Origin of the sequence: Agreia pratensis, from assembly GCF_900177685.1 — a bacterium.
GTDB lineage: Bacteria > Actinomycetota > Actinomycetes > Actinomycetales > Microbacteriaceae > Agreia > Agreia pratensis.
In genome coordinates this window covers 295,474-317,000 of sequence record NZ_FXAY01000002.1, presented here as the reverse complement: position 1 = coordinate 317,000, position 21,527 = coordinate 295,474, and the positions used below count along the sequence as shown (strand labels likewise).

General features: G+C 65.4%; 21 protein-coding genes. 9 read left to right on the top strand and 12 right to left on the bottom strand.

Annotation, left to right across the window (positions count from 1 at the left end; genetic code table 11):
- The first annotated feature begins 255 nt into the window (after positions 1-255).
- Entirely contained in the window at positions 256-843 is a 588-nt protein-coding gene (locus tag B9Y86_RS06930; RefSeq protein ID WP_085484368.1) for a hypothetical protein, read from the top strand.
- Here B9Y86_RS06930 and B9Y86_RS06925 read toward each other — a convergent pair.
- The 6 genes from B9Y86_RS06925 to B9Y86_RS06900 are packed head-to-tail and all read right to left on the bottom strand — an operon-like array spanning position 840 to position 6,225.
- The gene (locus B9Y86_RS06925) at positions 840-1,700 is read right to left on the bottom strand and encodes a prenyltransferase (RefSeq protein ID WP_085484366.1); all 861 of its coding nucleotides are present in this window, start codon (positions 1,698-1,700) and stop codon (positions 840-842) included. The two genes, B9Y86_RS06930 and B9Y86_RS06925, sit on opposite strands and share 4 nt — an antisense overlap.
- Entirely contained in the window at positions 1,697-2,029 is a 333-nt protein-coding gene (locus tag B9Y86_RS06920) for a lycopene cyclase domain-containing protein (protein WP_085484364.1), read from the bottom strand. The genes B9Y86_RS06925 and B9Y86_RS06920 overlap by 4 nt, the downstream gene beginning before the upstream one ends.
- The gene (locus B9Y86_RS06915; protein WP_085484362.1) at positions 2,026-2,370 is read right to left on the bottom strand and encodes a lycopene cyclase domain-containing protein; all 345 of its coding nucleotides are present in this window, start codon (positions 2,368-2,370) and stop codon (positions 2,026-2,028) included. The genes B9Y86_RS06920 and B9Y86_RS06915 overlap by 4 nt, the downstream gene beginning before the upstream one ends.
- Complete coding sequence (gene crtI, locus B9Y86_RS17760) at positions 2,370-4,286, bottom strand: phytoene desaturase family protein (RefSeq protein WP_244894669.1); 1,917 nt, start codon at positions 4,284-4,286, stop codon at positions 2,370-2,372. Before crtI ends, B9Y86_RS06915 begins: the two co-directional genes overlap by 1 nt.
- Positions 4,283-5,158, bottom strand: a complete 876-nt coding sequence (locus B9Y86_RS06905; protein ID WP_085484360.1) for a phytoene/squalene synthase family protein — start codon at positions 5,156-5,158, stop codon at positions 4,283-4,285. The genes crtI and B9Y86_RS06905 overlap by 4 nt, the downstream gene beginning before the upstream one ends.
- Positions 5,155-6,225, bottom strand: coding sequence for a polyprenyl synthetase family protein (locus B9Y86_RS06900; protein ID WP_085484358.1), 1,071 nt, complete (start codon positions 6,223-6,225; stop codon positions 5,155-5,157). Before B9Y86_RS06900 ends, B9Y86_RS06905 begins: the two co-directional genes overlap by 4 nt.
- Before the next feature lie 139 nt (positions 6,226-6,364).
- Here B9Y86_RS06900 and idi point away from each other — a divergent pair, with 139 nt between their 5' ends.
- The gene (idi, locus tag B9Y86_RS06895) at positions 6,365-6,901 is read left to right on the top strand and encodes an isopentenyl-diphosphate Delta-isomerase (protein ID WP_085484356.1); all 537 of its coding nucleotides are present in this window, start codon (positions 6,365-6,367) and stop codon (positions 6,899-6,901) included.
- Here idi and B9Y86_RS06890 read toward each other — a convergent pair.
- Positions 6,873-7,337 carry a winged helix-turn-helix transcriptional regulator gene (locus B9Y86_RS06890; RefSeq protein ID WP_139824785.1) on the bottom strand — a complete coding sequence of 155 codons (465 nt, stop codon included), beginning with the start codon at positions 7,335-7,337 and terminating at the stop codon, positions 6,873-6,875. The genes idi and B9Y86_RS06890 overlap by 29 nt on opposite strands.
- An 82-nt stretch (positions 7,338-7,419) precedes the next feature.
- Here B9Y86_RS06890 and B9Y86_RS06885 point away from each other — a divergent pair, with 82 nt between their 5' ends.
- The 7 genes from B9Y86_RS06885 to mnhG all read left to right on the top strand — a co-directional run bounded on the left by B9Y86_RS06885 (position 7,420) and on the right by mnhG (position 14,770).
- Complete coding sequence (locus tag B9Y86_RS06885) at positions 7,420-8,136, top strand: SDR family oxidoreductase (protein ID WP_085485293.1); 717 nt, start codon at positions 7,420-7,422, stop codon at positions 8,134-8,136.
- A 183-nt stretch (positions 8,137-8,319) separates the two neighbouring features.
- The gene (locus tag B9Y86_RS06880) at positions 8,320-11,388 is read left to right on the top strand and encodes a Na+/H+ antiporter subunit A (RefSeq protein WP_085484353.1); all 3,069 of its coding nucleotides are present in this window, start codon (positions 8,320-8,322) and stop codon (positions 11,386-11,388) included.
- Positions 11,385-11,834 (top strand): Na(+)/H(+) antiporter subunit C, encoded by a 450-nt coding sequence (locus B9Y86_RS06875; RefSeq protein WP_085484351.1) that lies wholly within the window; start codon positions 11,385-11,387, stop codon positions 11,832-11,834. Before B9Y86_RS06880 ends, B9Y86_RS06875 begins: the two co-directional genes overlap by 4 nt.
- A gap of 8 nt (positions 11,835-11,842) precedes the next feature.
- Entirely contained in the window at positions 11,843-13,408 is a 1,566-nt protein-coding gene (locus B9Y86_RS06870) for a Na+/H+ antiporter subunit D (RefSeq protein WP_085485291.1), read from the top strand.
- Positions 13,405-14,055, top strand: a complete 651-nt coding sequence (locus tag B9Y86_RS06865) for a Na+/H+ antiporter subunit E (protein ID WP_085484349.1) — start codon at positions 13,405-13,407, stop codon at positions 14,053-14,055. Before B9Y86_RS06870 ends, B9Y86_RS06865 begins: the two co-directional genes overlap by 4 nt.
- A complete protein-coding gene (locus B9Y86_RS06860) occupies positions 14,052-14,387 on the top strand; it encodes an MrpF/PhaF family protein (protein ID WP_085484347.1) in 336 nt (111 codons plus the stop codon). Before B9Y86_RS06865 ends, B9Y86_RS06860 begins: the two co-directional genes overlap by 4 nt.
- Positions 14,384-14,770: a monovalent cation/H(+) antiporter subunit G gene (gene mnhG / locus B9Y86_RS06855; RefSeq protein ID WP_085484345.1), complete on the top strand. Its 387-nt coding sequence runs from the start codon at positions 14,384-14,386 to the stop codon at positions 14,768-14,770. The genes B9Y86_RS06860 and mnhG overlap by 4 nt, the downstream gene beginning before the upstream one ends.
- Before the next feature lie 27 nt (positions 14,771-14,797).
- Here mnhG and B9Y86_RS06850 read toward each other — a convergent pair whose 3' ends face one another.
- From B9Y86_RS06850 to B9Y86_RS06830, 5 genes are all read right to left on the bottom strand, one after another.
- Positions 14,798-16,582 (bottom strand): glycoside hydrolase family 35 protein, encoded by a 1,785-nt coding sequence (locus B9Y86_RS06850; protein WP_085484343.1) that lies wholly within the window; start codon positions 16,580-16,582, stop codon positions 14,798-14,800.
- A complete protein-coding gene (gene arfA / locus B9Y86_RS06845; protein ID WP_244894668.1) occupies positions 16,575-18,137 on the bottom strand; it encodes an arabinosylfuranosidase ArfA in 1,563 nt (520 codons plus the stop codon). Before arfA ends, B9Y86_RS06850 begins: the two co-directional genes overlap by 8 nt.
- Before the next feature lie 72 nt (positions 18,138-18,209).
- Positions 18,210-19,562, bottom strand: coding sequence for an ABC transporter substrate-binding protein (locus tag B9Y86_RS06840; RefSeq protein WP_139824784.1), 1,353 nt, complete (start codon positions 19,560-19,562; stop codon positions 18,210-18,212).
- A 63-nt stretch (positions 19,563-19,625) separates the two neighbouring features.
- Entirely contained in the window at positions 19,626-20,573 is a 948-nt protein-coding gene (locus B9Y86_RS06835) for a carbohydrate ABC transporter permease (protein ID WP_085484341.1), read from the bottom strand.
- A 1-nt stretch (position 20,574) separates the two neighbouring features.
- Positions 20,575-21,510 carry a carbohydrate ABC transporter permease gene (locus tag B9Y86_RS06830; RefSeq protein ID WP_085484339.1) on the bottom strand — a complete coding sequence of 312 codons (936 nt, stop codon included), beginning with the start codon at positions 21,508-21,510 and terminating at the stop codon, positions 20,575-20,577.
- Between the last annotated feature and the right edge of the window lie 17 nt (positions 21,511-21,527).

The window sequence follows — 21,527 nt, the reverse complement described above, 5'->3', positions numbered from 1 at the left end:
ACTCGGCTGCCGTCGGCATCAACCAGCCTGCGGCAACGATGCATGGCCTGGCAGTCCATCGCTCCGGCCGACTCATACGTCAGCCATTCCACGGCTGCGCTTCTGTTCGGATGCCCTTTGCCGCGGTGACTCGAGACGACGAAAGACATCCACGTCACCGTCGTGCGGCCTCGCCGTCCACCCCGAGCGAGCCGTGTAGTGGGCCATTCCGTCGGCGCGGGCCGCGCCACACCCATAAACTCGCGCGGGCTCCGGATGTCGACCGCGGAGCAGACCTGGCTCGAGCTGGGGATACAACTGGACTTCCTCGAACTCGTCGCGGCAGGAGATTACCTCCTGCGCGGATTTCGGGAGCCGAACGGCACACGACGTCCTTTCACGACGGTTCGACGCCTGCGCGACGCGGCCGCAGCTCATCGAGGACGCCGCCACCGGAAGATGATCGACCGCGCCCTCGACGCCGTACGCGAGAGGGTGGACTCGCCTAAGGAGACGGAACTGCGGCTGCTTCTGCAGACTGCAGGCTTTCCCGAGCTCATCGTCAACGAACCCGTCCGGGATGACACAGGACGGGTGCTCGCCTGCCCAGACCTTCGTGTTCGCGGCTACAACCTCGGCATCGAATACAAGGGATTCGTGCATGCGACGAGCCACGACGCATGGGAGAACGACATCCGACGAGAACGCAACCTCGACGACATCGACTGGAAAACGATCGACGTGATGCGCTCAGACCTGAAGCAACCCCACCACATCATTCTCGTGATCGAACGAGAACTGCAGAAGCGAGGCTGGACTGGCAGCTCGACATGGCCCGGCCTGCACTACGAACCTGAAGCCTAGGGAACCAGCACCCAGAGCCAGATCAGCAGCATCGTGACCACGAACCCGCAGACGAAGTTGAACGTCAGGAAGCGGCGCCAGCCCGTGTTCGCATGCTCCGCATCCGCGTCGGCGATCGACCAGTACGGCAGAACGCTCAGCGCGTAGGGCAGAACCAGCACGCTTCCCAACGGGCCGGGCCACGTGGTGAACAGCATGAGCACGCCACCCAGCAGATACGCCACGAAGGCGATGCGCACCGTGGCCGCTCCCCCGATAACGGTGGCGATCGACGAGATGCCGCCCTCCCTGTCGGCGACGATGTCCTGCACCGCGCCGAACGCGTGGCTGGCCACACCCCAGAGGAAGAAGGCCGCGAGCACCGCCCAGAGGGCAGGCGTGAACGCGGCCCCGGCCAAGACGAGACCGTAAACGGCCGGGCTCACGAAGTGCGTGCTCGAGGTGAGCGAGTCGATGAAGGGGCGCTCCTTGAACCGCAGCTTCGGGGCGCTGTAGGCGAGCACGGCGAAGAGACTCACGGCCAGCACCAGCCACGACAGGGGCGAGCCGACCGCGATGAGAAACACGACGAACGGCACATTCGTGATGACGACGGCCCACAGTGTGATGCGATGCAACGACTTGTCGAGCACCGCGCCCTCGACACCGCCCTTGCGCGGATTGCGCATGTCGGACTCGTAGTCGAAGACGTCGTTGATGCCGTACATCGCGAGGTTGTACGGAATCAGAAAGTACAGCGTGCCCAGTACGAACACGAGGTCGACCTCGCGCGTGACCAGCAGGTAGCCGGCCGCGAACGGGAACGCCGTGTTGACCCACGACAGAGGCCGCGACGACAGAAGCAGCTGGCGGATCATGCGCCGGGCCTCGTGTCGACACCGGATGCGCGCGAGCCCGCGGGCAGCAGCATCCAGAGCGACGGAAGCAGAATGGCGGCGGCCACCGCATACGCGAAGTCCTCGAGCGGCGCTATGCCGATGAATGCGCCCGAGATGAGCGTGGGCTCGTAGCCGACGAGCCCCACGCCGATCATCACATTGTCGAAGACAGCGGTCATCACGAGCAGAACACCGAGGGTGATCGTCACGGCGACCCACGGCCTCACGCTCCGGATGCGCACGGCCGCGACGATCGCGATCAGTGCGACCACCGTGAGAAAGATCGCATTGAGCGCCCAGTAGTTCACGAGCGCACCGCCGGTCGGCGCGAGGCGCCCGCAGTCGCACGCTCTCTCGTCAGGAACCCGAACAGGTTCATGGCGAGATAGCAGAGCAGGGTCAGAAAGAAGAGCTCCTCGATGGGCAGCTCGGGAGCCAGCTGCAGCCCGGTCATGAACGAGGTCTCGCCACGAAAGAAGATGCCGAGGCCGATACCCGCCAGATCCCAGCCGACGAAGAACACCAGACCGGCGACCAGAACGATGGATGCCCGCCGCGCGTCACGAAAGAAGAAGAGCGTGAAGCGCCGGTCGAGTACGACCATGCCGGTGAGCGATACCAGAAGGGCCAGAAGGTAGAGCAGGCCCATCAGTCGTCCGCTGGCAGGTCCGTCGACGCGTCGGCCGGAAACGGCAGCGGCGCGATCTCGGCGGTCTCGTCGGCAGGCTCCGCCAACGCCCCCGTGCTCGTGTCGCCGCGCAGCCGCTTGATCACGAGCTCGGCGCTGATCAGACACATGGGCAGCCCGATTCCGGGGATCGTGGACCCACCGGCGTAGACAAGGCCGTCGACCTTCTTCGACACGTTGCCTGCGCGGAAGAACGCGCTCTGGCCCAGCGTGTGGGCCGGGCCCAGGGCAGTGCCCTTCCACGAGTTGAGGTCGTCGACGAAGTCGGCCGGCCCAACGGTGCGCCGAACCACGATGCGATCGGCGAGGTCAGGAACGCCTGCCCACTCGGCCACCTGTGCGATCGCAGCGTCGGCGATCCTCTCGACCCGCACATCCCCCTGGCCGTTCTCGCCGCCATGGCCGATGGCCGGGTCGGCAGGAATCGGAACGAGGATGAAGATGTTCTCGTGGCCCTCGGGAGCGACGCCGCTGTCGGTGGCGCTGGGGCGGCATACGTAGATCGATGCGGGTTCGGGAACCGAGGTCGGTCCCTTCGGTCCGAAACGTCCGAACTTGCTCGCTCCGAAGATCTTGCCGAAGTCGCCCTTCCAGTCCTTGGTGAAGAACAGCGAGTGGTGCGCCAGCTCGGGCAGCTCGCCCGTGACACCGAGGTAGACGAGCACGGCGCTGGGGCCCGCCGTCTTCTTCTGCCAATACGACTCGGGGTACGTCTGCAGCTCGGGCAGCAGCATCGTGGTCTCGACGTGACGCAGGTCGGCCGTCGCCACGACGAGGTCGGCCTCGAGCTCGTGAGCCCGTCCCTCGTCGTCGAGGTAGTGCACGCCGCCGACACGGCTGCGATCGGATGCGCGTGGCGCGGTCACGGAATCGGCTGCGGCGCCTGCGCCGGCCGTCGATGAGCCGGGCCCGCTCGGGGACGCGGCCGCGCCGTTGCCGTGCGCATCCACTTCGCCGGCCAGAACGCGCCGCAACTCGTCGCGGTCGATCACGTTCGTGTCGAACTCGGTGGTCTCGTAGTCGTAGACGCTCTTCTCGGGTTCCGGCGCACGAAGAGCCGGATCGAGTTCGAGCACGATGCGGGTGACGGTCGCTCCGGTGTGGATCTCGACCCCCGCGTCTCTCGCGATATTCGCGATGCTGGCGATCACCTGACCGAATCCGCCCTGGGGGTAAAGCACGCCATCGTTCATGTCGAGGTGACTCATCAGGTGATACATGCTCGGAGCGGCATACGGCGACGATCCGAGGAAGACGGCGGGGTATCCGAGAATCTGCTGCAGTCTGCGATCGTGCACCGCGCGACCGGCAAAGCTGGCCAGCGTCTCGGTGAGCAAGCGCACGAGCCTGAGCGTACGCGAGACCACGGGGCCGACCGCGAGCGGCTTGAGGTCTTCGAAGGTGGAGTAGAGGAAGTACTTCTTGGCGAGCTCGTAGGTCTCGGCAGCGGAGTCCAGGTAGCCGGCCATCTTCACCCCGGCGCCAGGCTCGATCGATTCGAACAGCTCGAGGTTGGAGTCGAGATCGCTGCGGATGTCGACCGTGGTCTCTTCTCCCTCGAAGAAGACGCGGTACCCGGGGTCGAGCCGGGTGAGGTCGAGCTGCTCTGCAGCCGAGGTGCCCATGAGCTTGTAGAAGTGGTCGAATACCTCGGGCATCAGGTACCACGACGGCCCCGTGTCGAAAGTGAACCCGTCTTTCTTCCAGACTCCGGCTCGGCCGCCGACAGACGCCTGCTTCTCGAGCACGGTCACCGAGTAGCCCTCGCGCGCGAGAAGCGCTGCACTCGCCAACCCGCTGATGCCGGCGCCGATCACGATGGCACGGCGCGGCACGCCCTGCGGATCGGTCTCTCCACCGGTGGGGATGACAGTCACTCGTGCTCCTTCGGTAGACGTCCCGCGGCAGCAAGGGCCGCGATTCGCATTTTAACGGGGTTGGGCACGCGGATGCGGGTGGTCACCAATACCGACGCCGGCGTTTCGCGTAGACGGCCGGTGAGCTCGGCGAAGAGGCCCTGCGCGAGTACCACGGCACGACGCGATGACGACGGCAGAAGCGTGAGGGTGCTGCAGGCGATGTCGAGGTCATTCTGAATATCGTCGATGATCGCGCTCTTCTGCGCCTCGGTGAACGAGTCGACGTCGACGCCAGGAAAATAGCTGCGGCCGAGGGCGGTGAAGTCTGCGGCGAGGTCGCGCAGGAAGTTGATCTTCTGAAAAGCGGCGCCGAGGTGGCGGGCGCCGTCGACGAGGCGGGCATCGTCGGCTTCTGAGTAGCGATGTCCTACGAGGAAGGCCTTGAGACACATCAGTCCGACGACTTCGGCCGAGCCGTAGACGTAGCGCTCGAACGAGTCCTGGGTGTGCGCGGTCTGGCTCAGATCGGCGCGCATCGAGGCGTAGAACGGCGCCGTGAGCTCCTCGCCGAATCCCGTCTCGCGGGCGGTCAGCGCGAAGGCGTGCACCACCAGATTTGTGCTGAAACCGCAGCGCATGGCCTCGTTGGTCTCTGCCTCGAGAGTGTCGAGTTGAGACCGGATGGCATCCGCCGCGAGACACGCCTCGGCGGCGACGCCGTCGACGACCTCGTCTGCGAGCCGCACGAGAGCGTAGATGTTCTCGACGTGCTGGCGCACGGGCTGGGCCAAGAGCTTGGAGGCGAGCCCGAACGAGGTGGAGTACCGACGGATGACGACGGCCGATGCCTCCATGGCGACGCGGTCGTAGAGCGAGCGTTGCTGAGTCATTTGGCCCGTTCCAGCACGGTCGACACGAAGCCGCGGAACTCTGCGCGAACCGAGTCGGGAAGAGAGGGCGAGGCCAGATGCTCCCAGGCTCGATTGGCGAAGTCGCTTGCGAGAGCCTCTGCGTAGCGCCGCGCTCCGCTTTCTTCAAGCAGAGCCCGGATGCGTTTCGCGCCCTGCTGATCGAGGTCGGGATCGCCGAACAGCGGTTCGATCTCTGACCACTGCTCAGTCGTCGCCGCATAGGCGATCAGCACGGTGCGCTTGCCCTCGCGAAGGTCGCCGAGTGTGGACTTTCCGGTGTCGCCCTCGTCTCCGAACACACCCAGGAGATCGTCGACGATCTGATAGGCGATGCCGAGATTGCGACCGAACGATCCGAGAGCCTGCACCGCGGCGTCATCGGCTCCCGCCAGCACGGCGCCGGCCTGCAGAGGAGTCTCGAAGGAGTACACGGCCGTCTTGAGTCTCTCCATGTCGACGATGTCGTCGACCGACGGTGGGTCTGGGTGCAGAGAGAAGTCGACGTCGAGCAGTTCGCCGGCGGCCGAGGCGAACATGGCCTCGTCGAGAATCTCGTGCAGACGCTCGCGCAGCTCGCCTGCCACTCCGCTGCGATCGAGCAGGCGGAAGGCGTTGAAGAGGGCGAGGTCGCCGGCGATGACGGCGACCGAGAGCCCCCGATGCTCCGCGGTGGGAATGGGGATTCCTGCCGTCTGGGCGAGATCGCGGTAGCTTCCCGAGACATTGGGGCCGCCGCGACGGATGAAGTCGCGGTCGATCACATCGTCGTGCACGATGAGGGCGGTGTGCAGCAGTTCGAAGGCTGCTCCGACATATGCGGCGGTCTCGGAGTCGGTTCCCCCGAACGACTCGTACGCCGCCAGGACCATCGACGGCCGAAAGCGCTTGCCGCCGGCGGAGTTCTTCTCGAGCGTCTCCCAGAGGGTGACGTAGCGCGGGCCGATGCCTGAGGCCCGCGACTTCGCGAGCCCGAAGAAGCGGTCGAGAACCGCGTCGACATGCTGCCGTCGCCGCTGAGTCACCACCACGAGATCATGCGTATCCACAGTCCGAGGCTAACTTACGAGACTGTCTAAGTAGTCCGCCTCGACAGGGGGATTGCACAATGCCGGCTTGCCTGCTCGATGAAACCGGGCCCGAACAGTCAGTCGGCTGACTATTCGCTCACTCTGGCAGACTGAAGCAATGTCTTCTCGCGAACAGGTGGTTCTCCTTTCTGAGGAGGGAACGCCGATCGGAACGGCCGACAAGGCCACTGTGCACACAACAGACACGGCGCTGCACCTTGCATTCTCGTGCCATGTCTTCGATGAACGGGGTCGGATTCTCGTGACTCGACGCTCGCTCGCCAAGGTGGCTTGGCCGGGCGTCTGGACGAATTCTTTCTGTGGCCACCCCTCTCCGGGAGAGCAGATGACCGACGCCGTCGCCCGACGCGCGGAACGCGAACTGGGCATCACGCTCGAGAACGTGACCCTGGTGCTGCCGGACTTCCGCTACCGGGCGACCGACGCATCCGGCATCGTCGAATACGAGATCTGCCCCGTGTTCACCGCCACCACGCGCGACGATATCGCGGCCAGTCCCGACGAGGTCGCCGAATGGAACTGGGTCGACGCGGGCTCTCTCGTCTCCGCTGTCGCCAGCACACCGTGGGCGTTCAGTCCGTGGCTGACTCTCCAGCTTCCACTGCTCAACGAGGCGAGCGCGCCGGCACGGTAACGCGCTCCACCGCGTCTGGAGCGACCTCTCGTCCTCCGCTCGTCACGAACGCGATGTGGAGTGTGTCATTCGTCGCGGTCTCGCGGTGCTCGACGACAGGGCCGAACCCTGTGGGCCGATGTCTGTCGCTCCACTGCGCCATACTCGCCAGCACGAGGCCGAGGTCTCGCCCCGCATCGGTGAGCAGATACTCCGAGCGCTCGCGCTCACCCTCGGCACGGTAGGAGCGTTTTTCGAGGACGTCGAACTCGACGAGGGTCGACAACCGAGCCGCCAGGACGTCTTTGGCGACCCCGAGTCGCTGTTGAAAGTCGGAGAACCTCGTCACCCCGGCCAAGGCTTCCCGCACCACGAGGATCGTCCACTTCTCGCCGAGCACCTCGAGGCTGCGCGCCACGGGACAGAGAGGATCTTTGCCCAGAACCGATGTCGTCATGTTCAGAGGATACCACCTGGGTTTGATATCGCTACCTAGGGTGCTAGGTTGTGAATTCCAACCCAGAAAGAAGATGGACATCATGACAACAGACATCGGCGGCGCAGTGGTTCTCGTCACGGGGGCAAACGGAGGCCTCGGTCGCGAGTTCGTGACCCAGGCGCTCGAGCGCGGCGCGATCAAGGTCTACGCCTCGGCCAGGACGCCTCGCGATTGGTCCGACAGCCGGATCGTGCCACTGACGCTCGACGTCACCGACGAAGACTCCGTGAGAGCGGCGGCCCGCATCGCGTCCGACACGACCATCCTCGTCAACAATGCCGGCGTGGCAGGCGACGTGCCCATGCTCGGGGATTCCACGGCACTGCGTCGCGTGTTCGAGACCAACTTCTTCGGCGCCGTCTCGGTCGCCCGAGAGTTCGCCGACGTTCTCGGTCGCAACGGCGGAGGCTCACTCGTCGACGTGCACTCGGCGCTGAGCTGGCTCGGAGTGGCCGGCGCCTACAGCGCATCGAAGGCGGCTTTCTGGTCGGCGACCAACTCGCTGCGCCTGGAGCTGGCACCCCAGGGAACCCACGTGGTCGGGCTGCACCTCGGCTACGCGGACACCCCGATGACCGAGGGTGTCACCGCCCCCAAAGCTGATCCGGCTGACATCGTCGCCCGAGCGTACGACGGTCTCGAAGCGCGAGAGTTCGAAGTTCTCGCCGACGACACAAGCGTTCAGGTGAAGGCAGGGCTCTCGGCTCCGCTCGAGGCGCTGTACCCGCAGCTCACCTCGACCGCTCCCTCCGCTTGAGCCAAGGCCGCAGCTCGACCCGTGAGTGATCGCTGCTCGGGCTGCGGCTCCTCGTCGCCAATCTCGCAGAACTTATGCCATCCGGGGCATTCATCTCCCTCGCGCCCGTAGACTGGAACTCCACACGGCCGCTTGCGACCGGGCGCGAACCGTTCCCCGGCTTGACTATCTGAGGGAGCCGCAATGATCATCTCTCTCGTCGGCTTCGCCCTCGCCGGTCTTGTTCTGCCATCACTCACCGCCCGCTTCGGCCCCCGGATGTTCGTGGTCGCGGCCGCGGTTCCGGCCGCCGTCTTCGCCTGGCTGCTCCTGCAGATTCCCGCGGTCGTCCGCGGCGAGACCCCCACCGAACTGCATCCCTGGGTTCCGCAGCTCGATCTCGCCCTCGCTTTTCGGCTCGACCCGCTGTCACTCACGATGGCCCTCATCGTCACCGGTGTCGGTGCGCTCGTCGTGCTCTACTGCGGTCGCTACTTCCGCCGAGGCGAAGACGGTCTCGGCCGATTCAGCGGTGTGCTCCTCGCCTTCGCCGGTGCCATGTTCGGACTCGTCGTCAGCGACGACATCTACGTGCTCTTCATGTTCTGGGAGGCGACGACCGTCTTCTCGTATCTGCTCATCGGTCAGTACACAGCGAAGCGCAAGAGCCGTGGCGCCGCACTCCAGGCGCTGCTCGTCACCACGGCCGGCGGCCTCGCCATGCTGGTGGGCGTCGTCATCCTGGCCGTCGAATCCGGCACCACCCGGGTATCGGAGATCGTCGCCGACCCGCCGCAGGCATCCGGACTCATCACGGTGGCCGTGCTCCTCGTACTCGCCGGAGCCCTCTCAAAGTCGGCCCAGGTACCCCTGCACTTCTGGCTGCCTTCGGCCATGGCCGCACCGACACCCGTGAGTGCATATCTGCACGCAGCGGCGATGGTCAAGGCCGGCATCTTCTTGATCGCACTGCTGGTTCCCGCGTTCGGTGAGACACCGGGATGGCGGCCGCTGCTTGTCGGCATCGGCGTTCTGACCATGCTGGTCGGCGGATGGCGTGCCCTCCGCCAGCACGACCTCAAACTGCTGCTCGCCTACGGAACGGTCAGCCAGCTCGGCTTCCTCACCGTGGTCGTGGGCTACGGCACCCGCAACGCCGCCCTCGCCGGCATCACCCTGATCACGGGCCACGCCCTCTTCAAGGCCACGCTGTTCCTCGTCGTCGGCATCATCGACAATCGCCTCGGCACCCGCGACCTGCGCAAGATCAGCGGGCTCGGTCGGCAGGCGCCGCTCCTGGCTGTCGTCGCCACGCTCGCGGCGGCGTCGATGGCGGGGCTTCCACCTATGCTCGGTTTCGTCGCGAAAGAGGCGGTGTTCACCGCGCTGCTCGAAGACGCGGAACACGGCGCCCCGCTCGGGCTCGTCGCCCTGATCGGCGTCGCCCTCGGATCGGTACTGACCGTCGCCTACACCGCCCGTTTTCTGTGGGGAGCGTTCGCGTCGAAGCCCGGCATCGAGCCCGCAGAGTTCGTGCACGAGCACGTCGACTTTCTCGTCTCGCCGGCCATCCTGGCGGTCATGAGCCTCGGCCTCGGCATCGCCTCACCACTGCTCGATCCGCTCTTCGGCCAGTATGCCGACACCGTGCCTCCGCTCAGCGGCGAAGCGTCGGCTGTCTCGGCAGAGACTCCGGATGCGGCCCATCTCGCCCTCTGGCACGGTCTCGAACCGGCCCTCGGTATCTCGGCGGTCACCCTCGTTCTCGGACTAGCCCTCTTCGCCGCACGAACCCGGATCTCCGCCATCCAGGGCCGCGTACCGGCGTTGATCGACTCTGCGCGTGGTTACAGCCGCATCGTGCACCTCGTGGATCGCGGGGCTGTGCGACTCACCCGCCTCACTCAGACGGGATCCCTGCCGATCTACGTCGCGACCATCCTCGTCGTGCTCGTGGCCGCTGTAGGAACGGCGCTCGCCCTGGTCGGCGAACTGCCCGGCTCGTTCAGACCCTGGGACTCCCCCGCTCAGCTGCCCATCGCCATCGTCATGGGCGTCGCCACGATCGCTGCCGCCCGCGCCCATAAGCGCTTCATGGCCGTGGTGCTCGTCGGCGTGACCGGCTACGGCATGGCCGCGCTCTTCGCATTGCAGGGCGCCGCCGATCTCGCGCTGACCCAAGCCCTCGTCGAGACGGTCACCCTCGTCACCTTCGTACTCGTACTGCGCCGCCTTCCGTCGGCCATCGGGCAGGATCACGGCAGACGACACCGCATCGTTCGAGCGGTCATCGGCGTGAGCGTCGGCATCCTGATGTCTGTCGTCGCCGTCGTCGCCCTCGGCTCGCGCATCGCCGAGCCCATCTCGCTTCGCTTCCCCGAACTCGCCTACGAAGGAGGCCACGGCCGCAACGTCGTGAACGTTCTGCTGGTCGACATCCGCGGATGGGACACCCTGGGCGAGATGAGTGTGCTCGTGGTGGCCGCCACCGGTGTCGCCAGCCTGGTGTTCCTGTCTCGCCGCAGCAGCGACATGCCGAGGCTGGGGCCCGAGACCGAGCGACCGCGTTGGTTCGCCCATCGCAAGCGCATGGCCGAGGCTCCGATCGAGGCGACCACGAGCGCTGGGGCGACCCCCGACGGCGCGGCTCCATCACAGGAGAAAGGCAACCAGCGCACACCGTGGCTGCTCGCCGGCAAGACGCTCGCACCCGAGAACAGGTCGATCATTCTCGAGGTCGTCGTGCGCCTGCTGTTCCACTCGGCCATCATCGTGTCGGTCTATCTGCTGTTCGCCGGCCACAACATTCCCGGCGGCGGATTCGCCGGAGGCCTCGTCGCCGGGCTCGCCTTCGTTGCCCGATACCTCGCTGCAGGACGCTTCGAACTCGGTGAGGCCGCGCCCATCGACGCCGGAAAACTGCTCGGCTTCGGTGTTCTGTTTGCGGGCGGCACGGCCCTCGTGCCGATCTTCTTCGGCGTCGACGCGCTCACCTCGACGTGGTTCGAGGCCGAGCTCCCCGTGATCGGCCACATCGAGTTCGTGACCTCGACCCTGTTCGACATCGGCGTCTACCTGGTGGTCGTGGGTCTTGCTCTCGACATCCTCCGAAGTCTCGGCGCAGAGATCGACAGGCAACAAGAAGAAGACCACGGCGACGAGAGCTCACCCGACGACGGCATTCCCGGCGCCCACGAGGTCAACACGCTGAGCCACACGCCCGACGAGCCCACGCCCGACACGCCCCCCACCACCGAGAGGAGCCCACGATGAGCGCCTCACTGGTTCTGATTCTGCTGATGGCCGTGCTGTATGCCGGCGGTGTCTACCTTCTACTCGGGCGCAGCATGACGCGCATGCTGCTCGGCTTCCTGCTGGTGGGCAACGCCACCAACCTGCTCATCCTGATCATCGCGGGGCCCGCGGGCCTCGCCCCTATCGTGGCCGACGGCGTCGAGCCATCCGAGATGCACGACCCGCTGCCCGAGGCGCTCATCCTCACCGCCATCGTCATCACCTTCGGCGTCTCCGCATTCCTGCTCGCACTCATCTACCGCTCGTGGCGCATCGCCCGAGCCGACGTCATCACGAGCGACGAAGCCGACGTGGCCGTGGGCGGCGCCGACAGCTCGATCGACGACGAGGCGAGCAACGAGGCTGAAGACGGCTCGGGCGAAGACACCGAATTCGAAGGGCGAGCGGAGGCGAAGACACCGTGAACGCACTGATGAATTCGCTCATTCCGCTCGTCGTCCTGCTTCCTCTCATCGGCGCCGCCGGCGCCCTCGTGGCGGGCCGTCGACCGAAGCTGCAGGTGACCTTCTCGATCACCGTGCTGTCGCTCGTGGTGCTCACGAGCGCAGCGCTCGTCTACCTCACCGATCAGACCGGGGGCCACGCCGTCGAGGTCGGAGGCTGGTCGGCACCGTTCGGAATCGTGCTGGTGGTCGACAGGCTCTCGGCTTTGATGCTGCTGATCTCGTCGATCGTGCTGCTCTGCGTTCTCGTGTTCTCAGTGGGTCAGGGTATGGCCGACGGCGATCGCGAGACGCCCGTGTCGATCTATCACCCGAGCTACCTGATTCTGGCCGCGGGAGTGTTCAACGCCTTCGTCGCCGGTGACCTGTTCAACCTCTACGTCAGCTTCGAGATCCTGCTCGTGGCGAGTTACGTGCTGCTCACGCTCGGCGGAACTCAGGCTCGAATCAAGGCAGGCATCACCTACATCATCGTGAGCCTCGTCTCGTCGATGCTGTTCCTCGCCTCGATCGCCATGATCTATGGCGCCACCGGAACCGTGAACATCGCCCAGCTGTCGGTGCGTCTCGGCGAGCTGCCCGCAGACATCCAGCTCGTGCTTCAGATCATGCTGCTCGTGGCCTTCGGCATCAAGGCGGCCGTCTTTCCCCTGTCGTTCTGGCTGCCCGACTCGTACCCCACGGCACCGGCACCGGTCACGGCCGTGTTCGCGGGTCTGCTCACCAAGGTCGGCGTCTACGCGATCATCCGCACCGAGACCGTCTTGTTCCCCGGCAACACCCTGCAGACCGTGCTGCTCGTCGTCGCGCTGCTGACTCTGGTGATCGGCATTCTGGGCGCCGTCGCGCAATCAGACATCAAGCGGATGCTGTCATTCACGTTGGTCAGCCACATCGGTTACATGATCTTCGGAATCGCGATCGGAACAGTGGCCGGTCTCGGCGCCACCATCTACTACGTGATCCACCACATCACGGTGCAGACCACGCTGTTCCTCGCAACGGGACTCGTCGAGCGACAGGGCGGGACAACCGCTCTCAACCGACTCGGTGGACTACTCAAGGCCTCGCCGGTCATCGCCGTGCTGTTCTTCATTCCGGCTCTCAACCTGGGCGGCATCCCGCCCTTCTCCGGTTTCATCGGCAAGCTGGGCCTGTTCGAGGCGGGTGCCCAGGCGCCCTCGCCACTCGTCTGGGTGCTGATCGGCGCGGGCGCGCTCACCTCGCTGCTCACGCTCTATGCCCTGATGCGCGCGTGGAGCCTGGCCTTCTGGCGGCCGAAGCGCGAAGCCCACGAAGAGGAGTCGCCGGCACTCGACCGCATCGAAGAGGCTCCTGAAGAGACCTCCGACGTGCAGGACACGAAGGCCTCGCCTCGCATCATGATCGGTGCGACGGTGGCGATGGTCACGGTGAGCATCGCCCTCACCGTCTTCGCCGGCCCCCTCTATTCCATGGCCACCCGAGCGGCCGAGGCTCTCGAGAGCCCCGCCGACTACATCTCGCTCGTGTTTCCCGAGGGAGGAGTGTCGTGAGCGGCGTGAAGGGCTCCATCTGGCGACAGGTTCCCCTGCTGGTGTGGCTCGTCGTGCTCTGGACCCTTCTGTGGGACGAGGTGTCCGTGCTCAGCGTCGTCACCGGCATCCTGCTCGCCCTGCTGGTGACCCGCGTGTTCTACCTGCCACCCGTCGAATTGCCCGACCGGGTCAATCCGCTGGGGCTCGTCATTTTCGTCGGGCACTTCGTGTTCGACCTGGTGCGCGCCTCCTTCCAGGTGGCATGGCTGGCGATCGACCCTCGCCGCGTGCCCACCAGCTCCATCGTCGCCGTGCAGCTGTCCACGAAGTCCGATCTGAGCCTCACGTTGACCGCGCTTGCCGTCTCGCTCGTGCCCGGTTCGCTGGTCGTCGAGGCCGACCGGCAGGACGACATCCTGTACCTGCACGTTCTCGGCACCGAAACCGAGGCTGACGTCGAGAAAGCTCGCGCCGATGTGGTCGCGGTCGAAGAGCGCATCGTTCGCGCGATCGGCTCGCGTGACGACGTGCGCCGGGTCAACCTCTCACGGGCCGAACGGTCTCTCGGGCCGGTCGTCACCGGTCGTCGACAGCGGGCGTGGGAAGAGCAGCATCCGATCATTCCGGTCGATCAGTACCCGAGCGAGGGAGGCTATCCCGAATGAGCATCATCGTCTACATAGCCGGGGCATTGTTCGCCGCGGCCGCCCTCTTCGCCGTCGTTCGAATCTGGCGCGGCCCCTCGATCCTCGATCGGATGGTCGCCGCCGACATGCTGCTCTCGACGCTCATCTGCGTGCTCGGAGCGGAGATGGTCTACAACCACCACACACGAACGCTGCCCGTGGCCCTGGTTCTCGCCATGTTCGCCTTCGTCGGCTCGGTGAGCGTTGCCCGCTTCGCGACGAAGCAGAAAGACGCTGAGGCGAGCAGGGCAGAAGAGGGAACCTCGCCGCTCGATCCATCGCTCGACGAGCTGGCGGGAGGCGAGAAATGACCGCTGATAGCTGGTTCGATGTCGCCTCGTCGGCGTGCCTGCTCATCGGCGCCCTGCTCAGCCTCGCCGCCGGCATCGGGCTCCTGCGTTTTCCCGATGCGCTCTCTCGCATGCACGCGGCAACCAAGCCGCAGATCGCGGGCCTGGCGTTCATCCTGCTCGCCATCGCTCTGGAGCAGCGCAACTGGGGCACGATCTCGACACTGTTCCTGGTGATGCTCTTTCAGATGCTGACGGCACCGGTCGCCGCGCACATGGTCGGTCGCGCCGCGTACCGCACCCGCCACCTGCGCCGCGAGCTGCTGCTCACCGACGAGCTGGCCGACGTAGTCGACCGAGCCAGCCACGACCTGGCGACAGACCCGGCGAAACGCCCGGAGTAGCCGCTTCGTTTGAGGCCCGTCGGCGCGTCAGTAGTCGGTGTGACCCAGGCTCGAGCCGGCGACGAACAGCGCGATGTTTCTCGCGGCACCGTGCAGCTCGAACAGCACCAACTCGTTGCGACCCTCGCGCACGAGGGCGCCAGGAACGTAGAGAGTTGTCGCCGGGCCCCGGCTCCAGTAGCGACCCAGGTTGAAACCGTTCACGAATGCCTGACCCTTGCCCCAGCCGTCGGTGCTCAAGAAGAGATCTCGACCGGCCGGCGCGGTGAAGCTGCCACGCACGAAGGAGGGCCCGGTCACCGCCTGACCGACCTCGAGAGGTTCATAGAGACCGGTGGCCCCTGACACGACGGCATCGAAGTCGAGCTCGAGCGCGCTCCAGCCGGCGATCTCCTCACCACTGATCGATACTCCGCCGATGAGGCCCTTGTGCTCGCCGATACGGTGACCGTAGTTCACACGACCCTGATCTTCGACGAGGATCGCCAGCGACGCGGCGTCGGATGAGGCCGGCAGACTGAGGCTGACATCGTGGTGGTCTCGTTGCAGCACACCGACGGGGGCTCGATCGACGAACACCTGCGCCCTGTCGCGCACCTCGCCGACAGTGAGCACTCGGTCGACGTGCCCGCTGGCATCGGCGACCGCGTCGATCTCGGTCGTGTAGAGCGCGAAGCCTCTGAACTGTCCACGCTCGTCCATGGTGGGCAACGCATCGACCGCCACCGTCTCGCCGAGCCGGCCGGCGGCATCCCACAGCGACACCCGCTCGTCGAGCACGACCTCGAGTTCGGCACCGGCTGCAGATGCCTCGGGAACCTCGTCGGGGACAGGCGCGTAGCGCGAGATCACCTCTCGGAACGCCCAGAACTTCTCGCCCGGCTCCCCCGACTCTGTGAGCGGGGCGTCGTAGTCGTACGACGTGACCGTGGGCTGGAAGACGCCCTTGTCGTTCGCGCCGTTCGTGAAGCCGAAGTTGGTGCCGCCGTGGAACATGTAGATGTTCACCGATGCCCCGGCAGCGAGCAGTGCGTCGAGCTCACGCGCCGAATCCTGTGCGTCGGTCACATGGTGGTGCGCACCCCAGTGATCGAACCAGCCGTCCCAGAACTCGGCGCACATCAGCGGACCGGTCTTCTGGTGCGAGCGCAGAGTGGCGAGCCGCTCGGCAGCGCGAGAGCCGAACGATCCTGTCTTGTGCAGCTCGGGAAGGCTGCCGTCGGCGAGCATCTGGTCGGTGGGCTGGTCGATGGTGGTGAACGGCACAGTGATGCCGCCGGCACGGGTCAATTCGACCAGCTTGCGCAGGTAGCTCTTGTCATCGCCGTACGCCCCATACTCATTCTCGATCTGCATGAGAATGACGGGCCCGCCGCGATCGATCTGACGCGATGCGACGATCGGCAGTAGTTCTTCGAAATACTCGGCGACTGCCGCCATGTACAGCGGCTCATCGCGACGCACACCCACGGCTGGGTCGCTGAACAGCCAGCCGGGGAACCCGCCGTTATCCCACTCGGCGCAGATGAAAGGGCCGGGGCGCACGATCGCGTACATGCCCTCCGCGGCGACGAGGTCGAGAAAGCGGCCCAGGTCGAGCCCGCCGCTCGTGTCGAACGTGCCCCGCTTCGGCGAGTGCTCGTTCCACGCCACGTAGGTCTCGATCGTGTTGAGGCCCATGAGCCTGGCCTTGTGGATGCGATCGGCCCAGTAATCGGGGTGCACGCGGAAGTAGTGCAGCGCGCCCGACAGAATGCGGAAGGGCTGGCCGTCGAGAAGAAAGTCGTTATCGCCGATGCGGAATTCAGGCATTGTCGTTCCCCCAGGTCGAGGCGGTCAGCGAAGGTCGGAGAGTTGCGAGCCGCACGATCGACCACGACAACGGCGGCAGAACCGCCTGCGCCCCGCCGTCGTCGACCGTGACGATGCCGAGGTCGAGCGGAAGCACGGCATCCGGGTCGGCCTGTGTGTTGCTCGTGTGCCGATCGCCGTTCGCCGGCACGCCGAGCGTGCGCTCGTACAGAACGGATGCGATGGGTGCGCCCTCGATGTCGATCGCCACCTCGAGCGGCTCGGTCGTCGACCGGTTGACCAGGAGCAGGGTCAGCTCATCGCCATCGGTCATGGCGACCGCGTCGAGCAGTGAGACATCGCCGTAGCTCGATGTGTGCTGTCGATCCGAGTACACCCGCGCGCTCACCACGTCGCCCGCGGCGAAGCGTGCGGTCAGAGCGAACGGGTGGAAGGTGGTCTGCCGCCAGGCGGGTCCGTTCGGCTCCGACCGGATCGGCGCGATCACGTTCACGAGCTGGGCGAGGTTGGCCATGCTCACCACGTCGGAGTTGCGCAGCAGCGACATGAGCAGGCTTCCGACGACGACCGCGTCGGTCACGGTGTACTCGTCTTCGATGATGCGCGGGTGCTGATTCCATTCCCCGGCGAACAGCGGCGGCTTGTCGACCTCGTTGAACCGGGTCTGGTTCCAGACGTTCCACTCGTCGACACTGATGCCGACCGTGCGCTCGGAGCCGTGTGCCTCGAGGGTCTCGCGGATGATGTCGGCAACCGTGCGGATGTAGCGGTCGAGCCCAACGCCGGAGGCGAGAAAGCTCTCGAGATCGCCGTTCTCCTCGTAATAGGCGTGCAGCGAGATGTGGTCGAACACGTCGATGCCGTGCTCGAGCACGGTCTTCTCCCACGTGCCGAAGGTGGGCATGTCGGCGTTGGAGCTTCCGGCGGCGACGAGCTCGATCGACGGGTCGATCCATTTCATGACCCGGCCGGTCTCGGCGGCGAGCCGGCCATATTCATCCGCTGTCTTGTGGCCGATCTGCCACGGACCGTCCATCTCGTTGCCGAGGCACCAGAGCGTGATGCCGAAAGGCTCGTCGCGTCCGTTGCCCCGCCGCTGTTCGGCCAGCGCTGTGCCCGCGGGGTGATTGCTGTATTCGAGAAGCGCGGCGGCGTCTTCGATGCCGCGGGTGCCGAGGTTGACCGCGTTCATTACTTCGACGCCGGCCTTTTCGGCCCAGTCGGCGAACTCGTGCAGCCCCACCTCGTTGCTCTCGACACTGTGCCACGCCACCTCGAGGCGTGTGGGTCGTTCGGAGACGGGGCCGACGCTGTCTTCCCAGCGAAACCCCGACACGAAGTTGCCGCCGGGGTAGCGGATGACGGTGGCACCGAGTTCTTTCACCAGGTCGAGCACGTCTGAACGGAACCCCTGCTCGTTCGCTGTGGGGTGGCCCGGCTCATAGATGCCCGTGTACACGGCGCGGCCCATGTGCTCGACGAAGGAGCCGAACAGGCGGGGCGACACCGGGGCGATGATGTCGGAAGGGGTAACGGTGACGCGGGCGTGGGCCACGGAGGAGTCTCTTTCGGGTGTGCGTGAAGACGGCCCCCGCCAGCGCACTGACGGGGGCCGCAGGACATGGAGCTAGTTGCCGGTTTTGACGGTGAAGCCCTGTTCGTTGCCGTAGTCGGCCGTGGCCTTCTGCCACGCTTCGAGTCCGGCGTTCAGGTCGGACTTGTTCGCGTAGGCCTTGCCGACGGTGTCATTGAAGATGCTGTTCGAGTAGACCTGGAAGGGCAGGTACTGCCATCCCTTCACGACGTCCTTCGACGACTGGACCAGAACCTGGTTGATCTTCTGTCCACCGAAGTAGGGGCTCTCGTAGTTCAGGAACGAGTCGTTGTTGAGGTCGGCGACCGTCGAGGGGAATCCGCCCTTGGCGATCGACGTCTGGGTGCCGTCGCCCTCGTTCATGTACTGCAGGAATCCGGCTGCGGCGAGCTTGTTCTTGCTCTGCTTGAGGATCGCGTCGCCGCCTCCGCCGTTCTCGGCGCTGGCAGCCTGACCCTTCTCCCAGGTGGGCATGGGGGCTACGCGCCAGTCACCGGAGGCCTGTGCGACGCCCGACTCGAGGTTTCCGGGCATCCATGCGCCGATGGTGAGGGTGGCGATGCTGCCATCGCCGAGGCCCTTGTACCACTCGTCGCTCCACGAGGTGATGGGCGAGACGAGTCCGCCCTCGACCAGCTGGCTCCACGTGTCGGCGAACTTCTTCGAGCCGGCGTCCTGCAGGTTGATCGAGACGTCGGTGGACTTCTCGGTCTTGTAGGGCTGGCCGCCAGCCTGCCAGATCATGCTGGTGGTGAAACCGGCGTCACCGGTGTCGTTGGTGATGTACTTCGTGGGGTCTGCGGCGTGCAGCTGCTTGGCCGCCGCCACGTACTCGTCCCACGTCGTCGGAACCGCGATGCCGTACTGGTCGAAGACGGCCTTGTTATAGAACAACGCCATGGGGCCGGAGTCCTGCGGAAGGGCGTAGATGCCGTTGTTCAGGCTCACCGAGTTCCAGGTGCTGTCGGTGTACTTGTCGGCGAAGGAGTCGAAGCCGAAGCCCTTCAGATCGACGAGCGAGTCACTGAGCGCGAACTGGGGCAGCGCGTAGTACTCGATCTGGGCGACGTCGGGCGCGCCCGATCCGGCCTTGATCGCGTTCTGCAGTTTCACGTACTGGTCGTTGCCGGTTCCGGCGTTCACGACGTTGACCGTGATCTTCGGGTGTTCTTTCTCGAAATCCTTGGCGATCTGCTCGACGGCCGGGGCCCACGCCCACACCGTGATGGTGGTCTCGGTGTCGAGGGCCTTGGCGATGTCGTCGGCGTTGCCGGTCTCGGCGCTTCCGCCCGCTGAGGAGCAGGCCGAGAGCGCGAGGCCCAGGGCGAGAACGCCGGTGAGGGCTGCGGCGCCCCTCCGGAGTCGTCGTGTGCTGCGAATCTTCATGATGTGCCTTTCACTTCCTTGTGGTGTTGAACAGGTGATGCTGGGAATGGGTAGATGGGTGGATCACGCCTTGACGCTTCCGGCCGAGAGGCCTGACTGCCAGTACTTCTGCAGGAACAGGAACGCCACGATGATGGGAACGATCGTGAGCAGCGAGCCGGTGACGACCAGGTTGTAGATGGCGTCGCCGCCCACCGTCTGCGACTGCTGATTCCACTGGTTGAGTCCGACGGTGAGCGGGTACCAGGTGGGCTCCGACAGCATGATCAGGGGAAGGAAGTAGTTGTTCCACGTCGCCACGACCGTGAACAGCAGAACCGTGACGATGCCCGGGGTCAGCAGGCGCAGAGAGATCGTGAAGAAGGTGCGCATCTCTCCGGCGCCGTCCATCCGGGCAGCCTCGAGCACCTCGGTCGGTACCGCATCGAGGGCGTAGGTCCAGATCAGATAGAGGCCGAACGGGCTGATCAGCGAGGGCAGGATGATCGACCACGGCGTGTTGGTCAGGCCCAGCTGGCTGAACATCAGGAAGGTCGGAACCGCCAGGGCCGTTCCCGGAATCGCGACGGCGCCCAGCACCACGGCGAAGACCAGCTTCTTGCCGGGAAAGTTGAACTTGGCGAGGCCATAGCCGCCGAGAGCGGCGAGCAGAGTGGCTCCGCCAGCGCCCACCACGACGTACAGCAGCGTGTTGCCGAACCAGCGAACGAACTCACCGTTGCCGTAGGTCAGGGTCTGCGAGATGTTGTCGAAGAGCGAGAAGTCACCGCTGAACCAGAGACCGAAAGAGCTGAGCAGCTCGGACTGGGTCTTGGTCGAGCTGACGAAGAGCCAGAACAGGGGGAAGAGTGCGTACACCACCATGACGGCCATGACGATGGTGAGCAGCACTGAGCGGCGCTGGTGCACCCCACGACCCTTGAGGGAACGCGTGTACCTCGTGGCGCGCGACGATGCTCGCTTGCTCGATCGAGCATCAGCAGCAGGAACGGAGATTGTGGCCTGGGTCATCTCAGACCTCCTTTCGCGAGCCGCGATTTTGAACGACGAGAGCGATCACGGCGGTGGCGACACCCATGACGATCGCTATCGTGGCCGCGTAGTTGTACTGCTGGCCAGAGAACGACAGGTTGTAGGCATACATGTTCGGCGTGAACGACGTGACGATGGTGTTCTTCGCCAGGGGCTTCAAGATGTTCGGCTCGTTGAAGAGCTGGAAGCTGCCGATGATCGAGAAGATCGTTCCGATCACGATGGCGGGCCGGAGCGCCGGCAGCTTGATGTTGCGGATGATGCGGAGATGGTTGGCGCCGTCGAGCTCTGCCGCCTCATAGAGGTCGGTGGGAATGACCCGGAGAGCCGCATAGAAGAGCAGCATGTTGTAGCCGACGAACTCCCACGTGACGATGTTTCCGATCGAGGCCAGAACCCACTCGTTCGAGAGCGGGTCGGGCAGCGAGATACCGAAGAAGTCGTTGATGTTGGCGACGAGGCCGAAGCGCACACCGTACATGAATCCCCACATCAGCGTCGCGACGACGGCAGGCACGGCGTAGGGCAAAAAGATTCCGATGCGGAAGAATGCCGGGAAGTGCAGACGCGCGCTGTCGATCGCGAGGGCCGCGAACAGCGCGAGCAGCAGCATGATCGGCACCTGCACGACGAGGAAGATCGACACCCGACCGAGTGACTCCCAGAACTTGGAGTCGCCGAGCACCTGGATGTAGTTGGCGAACCCCACGAAGGAATTGCCGCCGACAAGCTGATCCTTGAAGAAGCTCAGGTAGATCGAGTAGACGACGGGTGCGATCAGCACGAACGCGAAGATGAGCATGAACGGGCCGATGAACTTCCAGCCTGTCCAATCCAGCTTCGCCTTGTGCGAGGCTGACCCTCGGCCCAGCCGTCCCGCGACCGCCTTGGGCGGATCCTGTGACACCGTCGTCATTTCACATTCTCATTCTT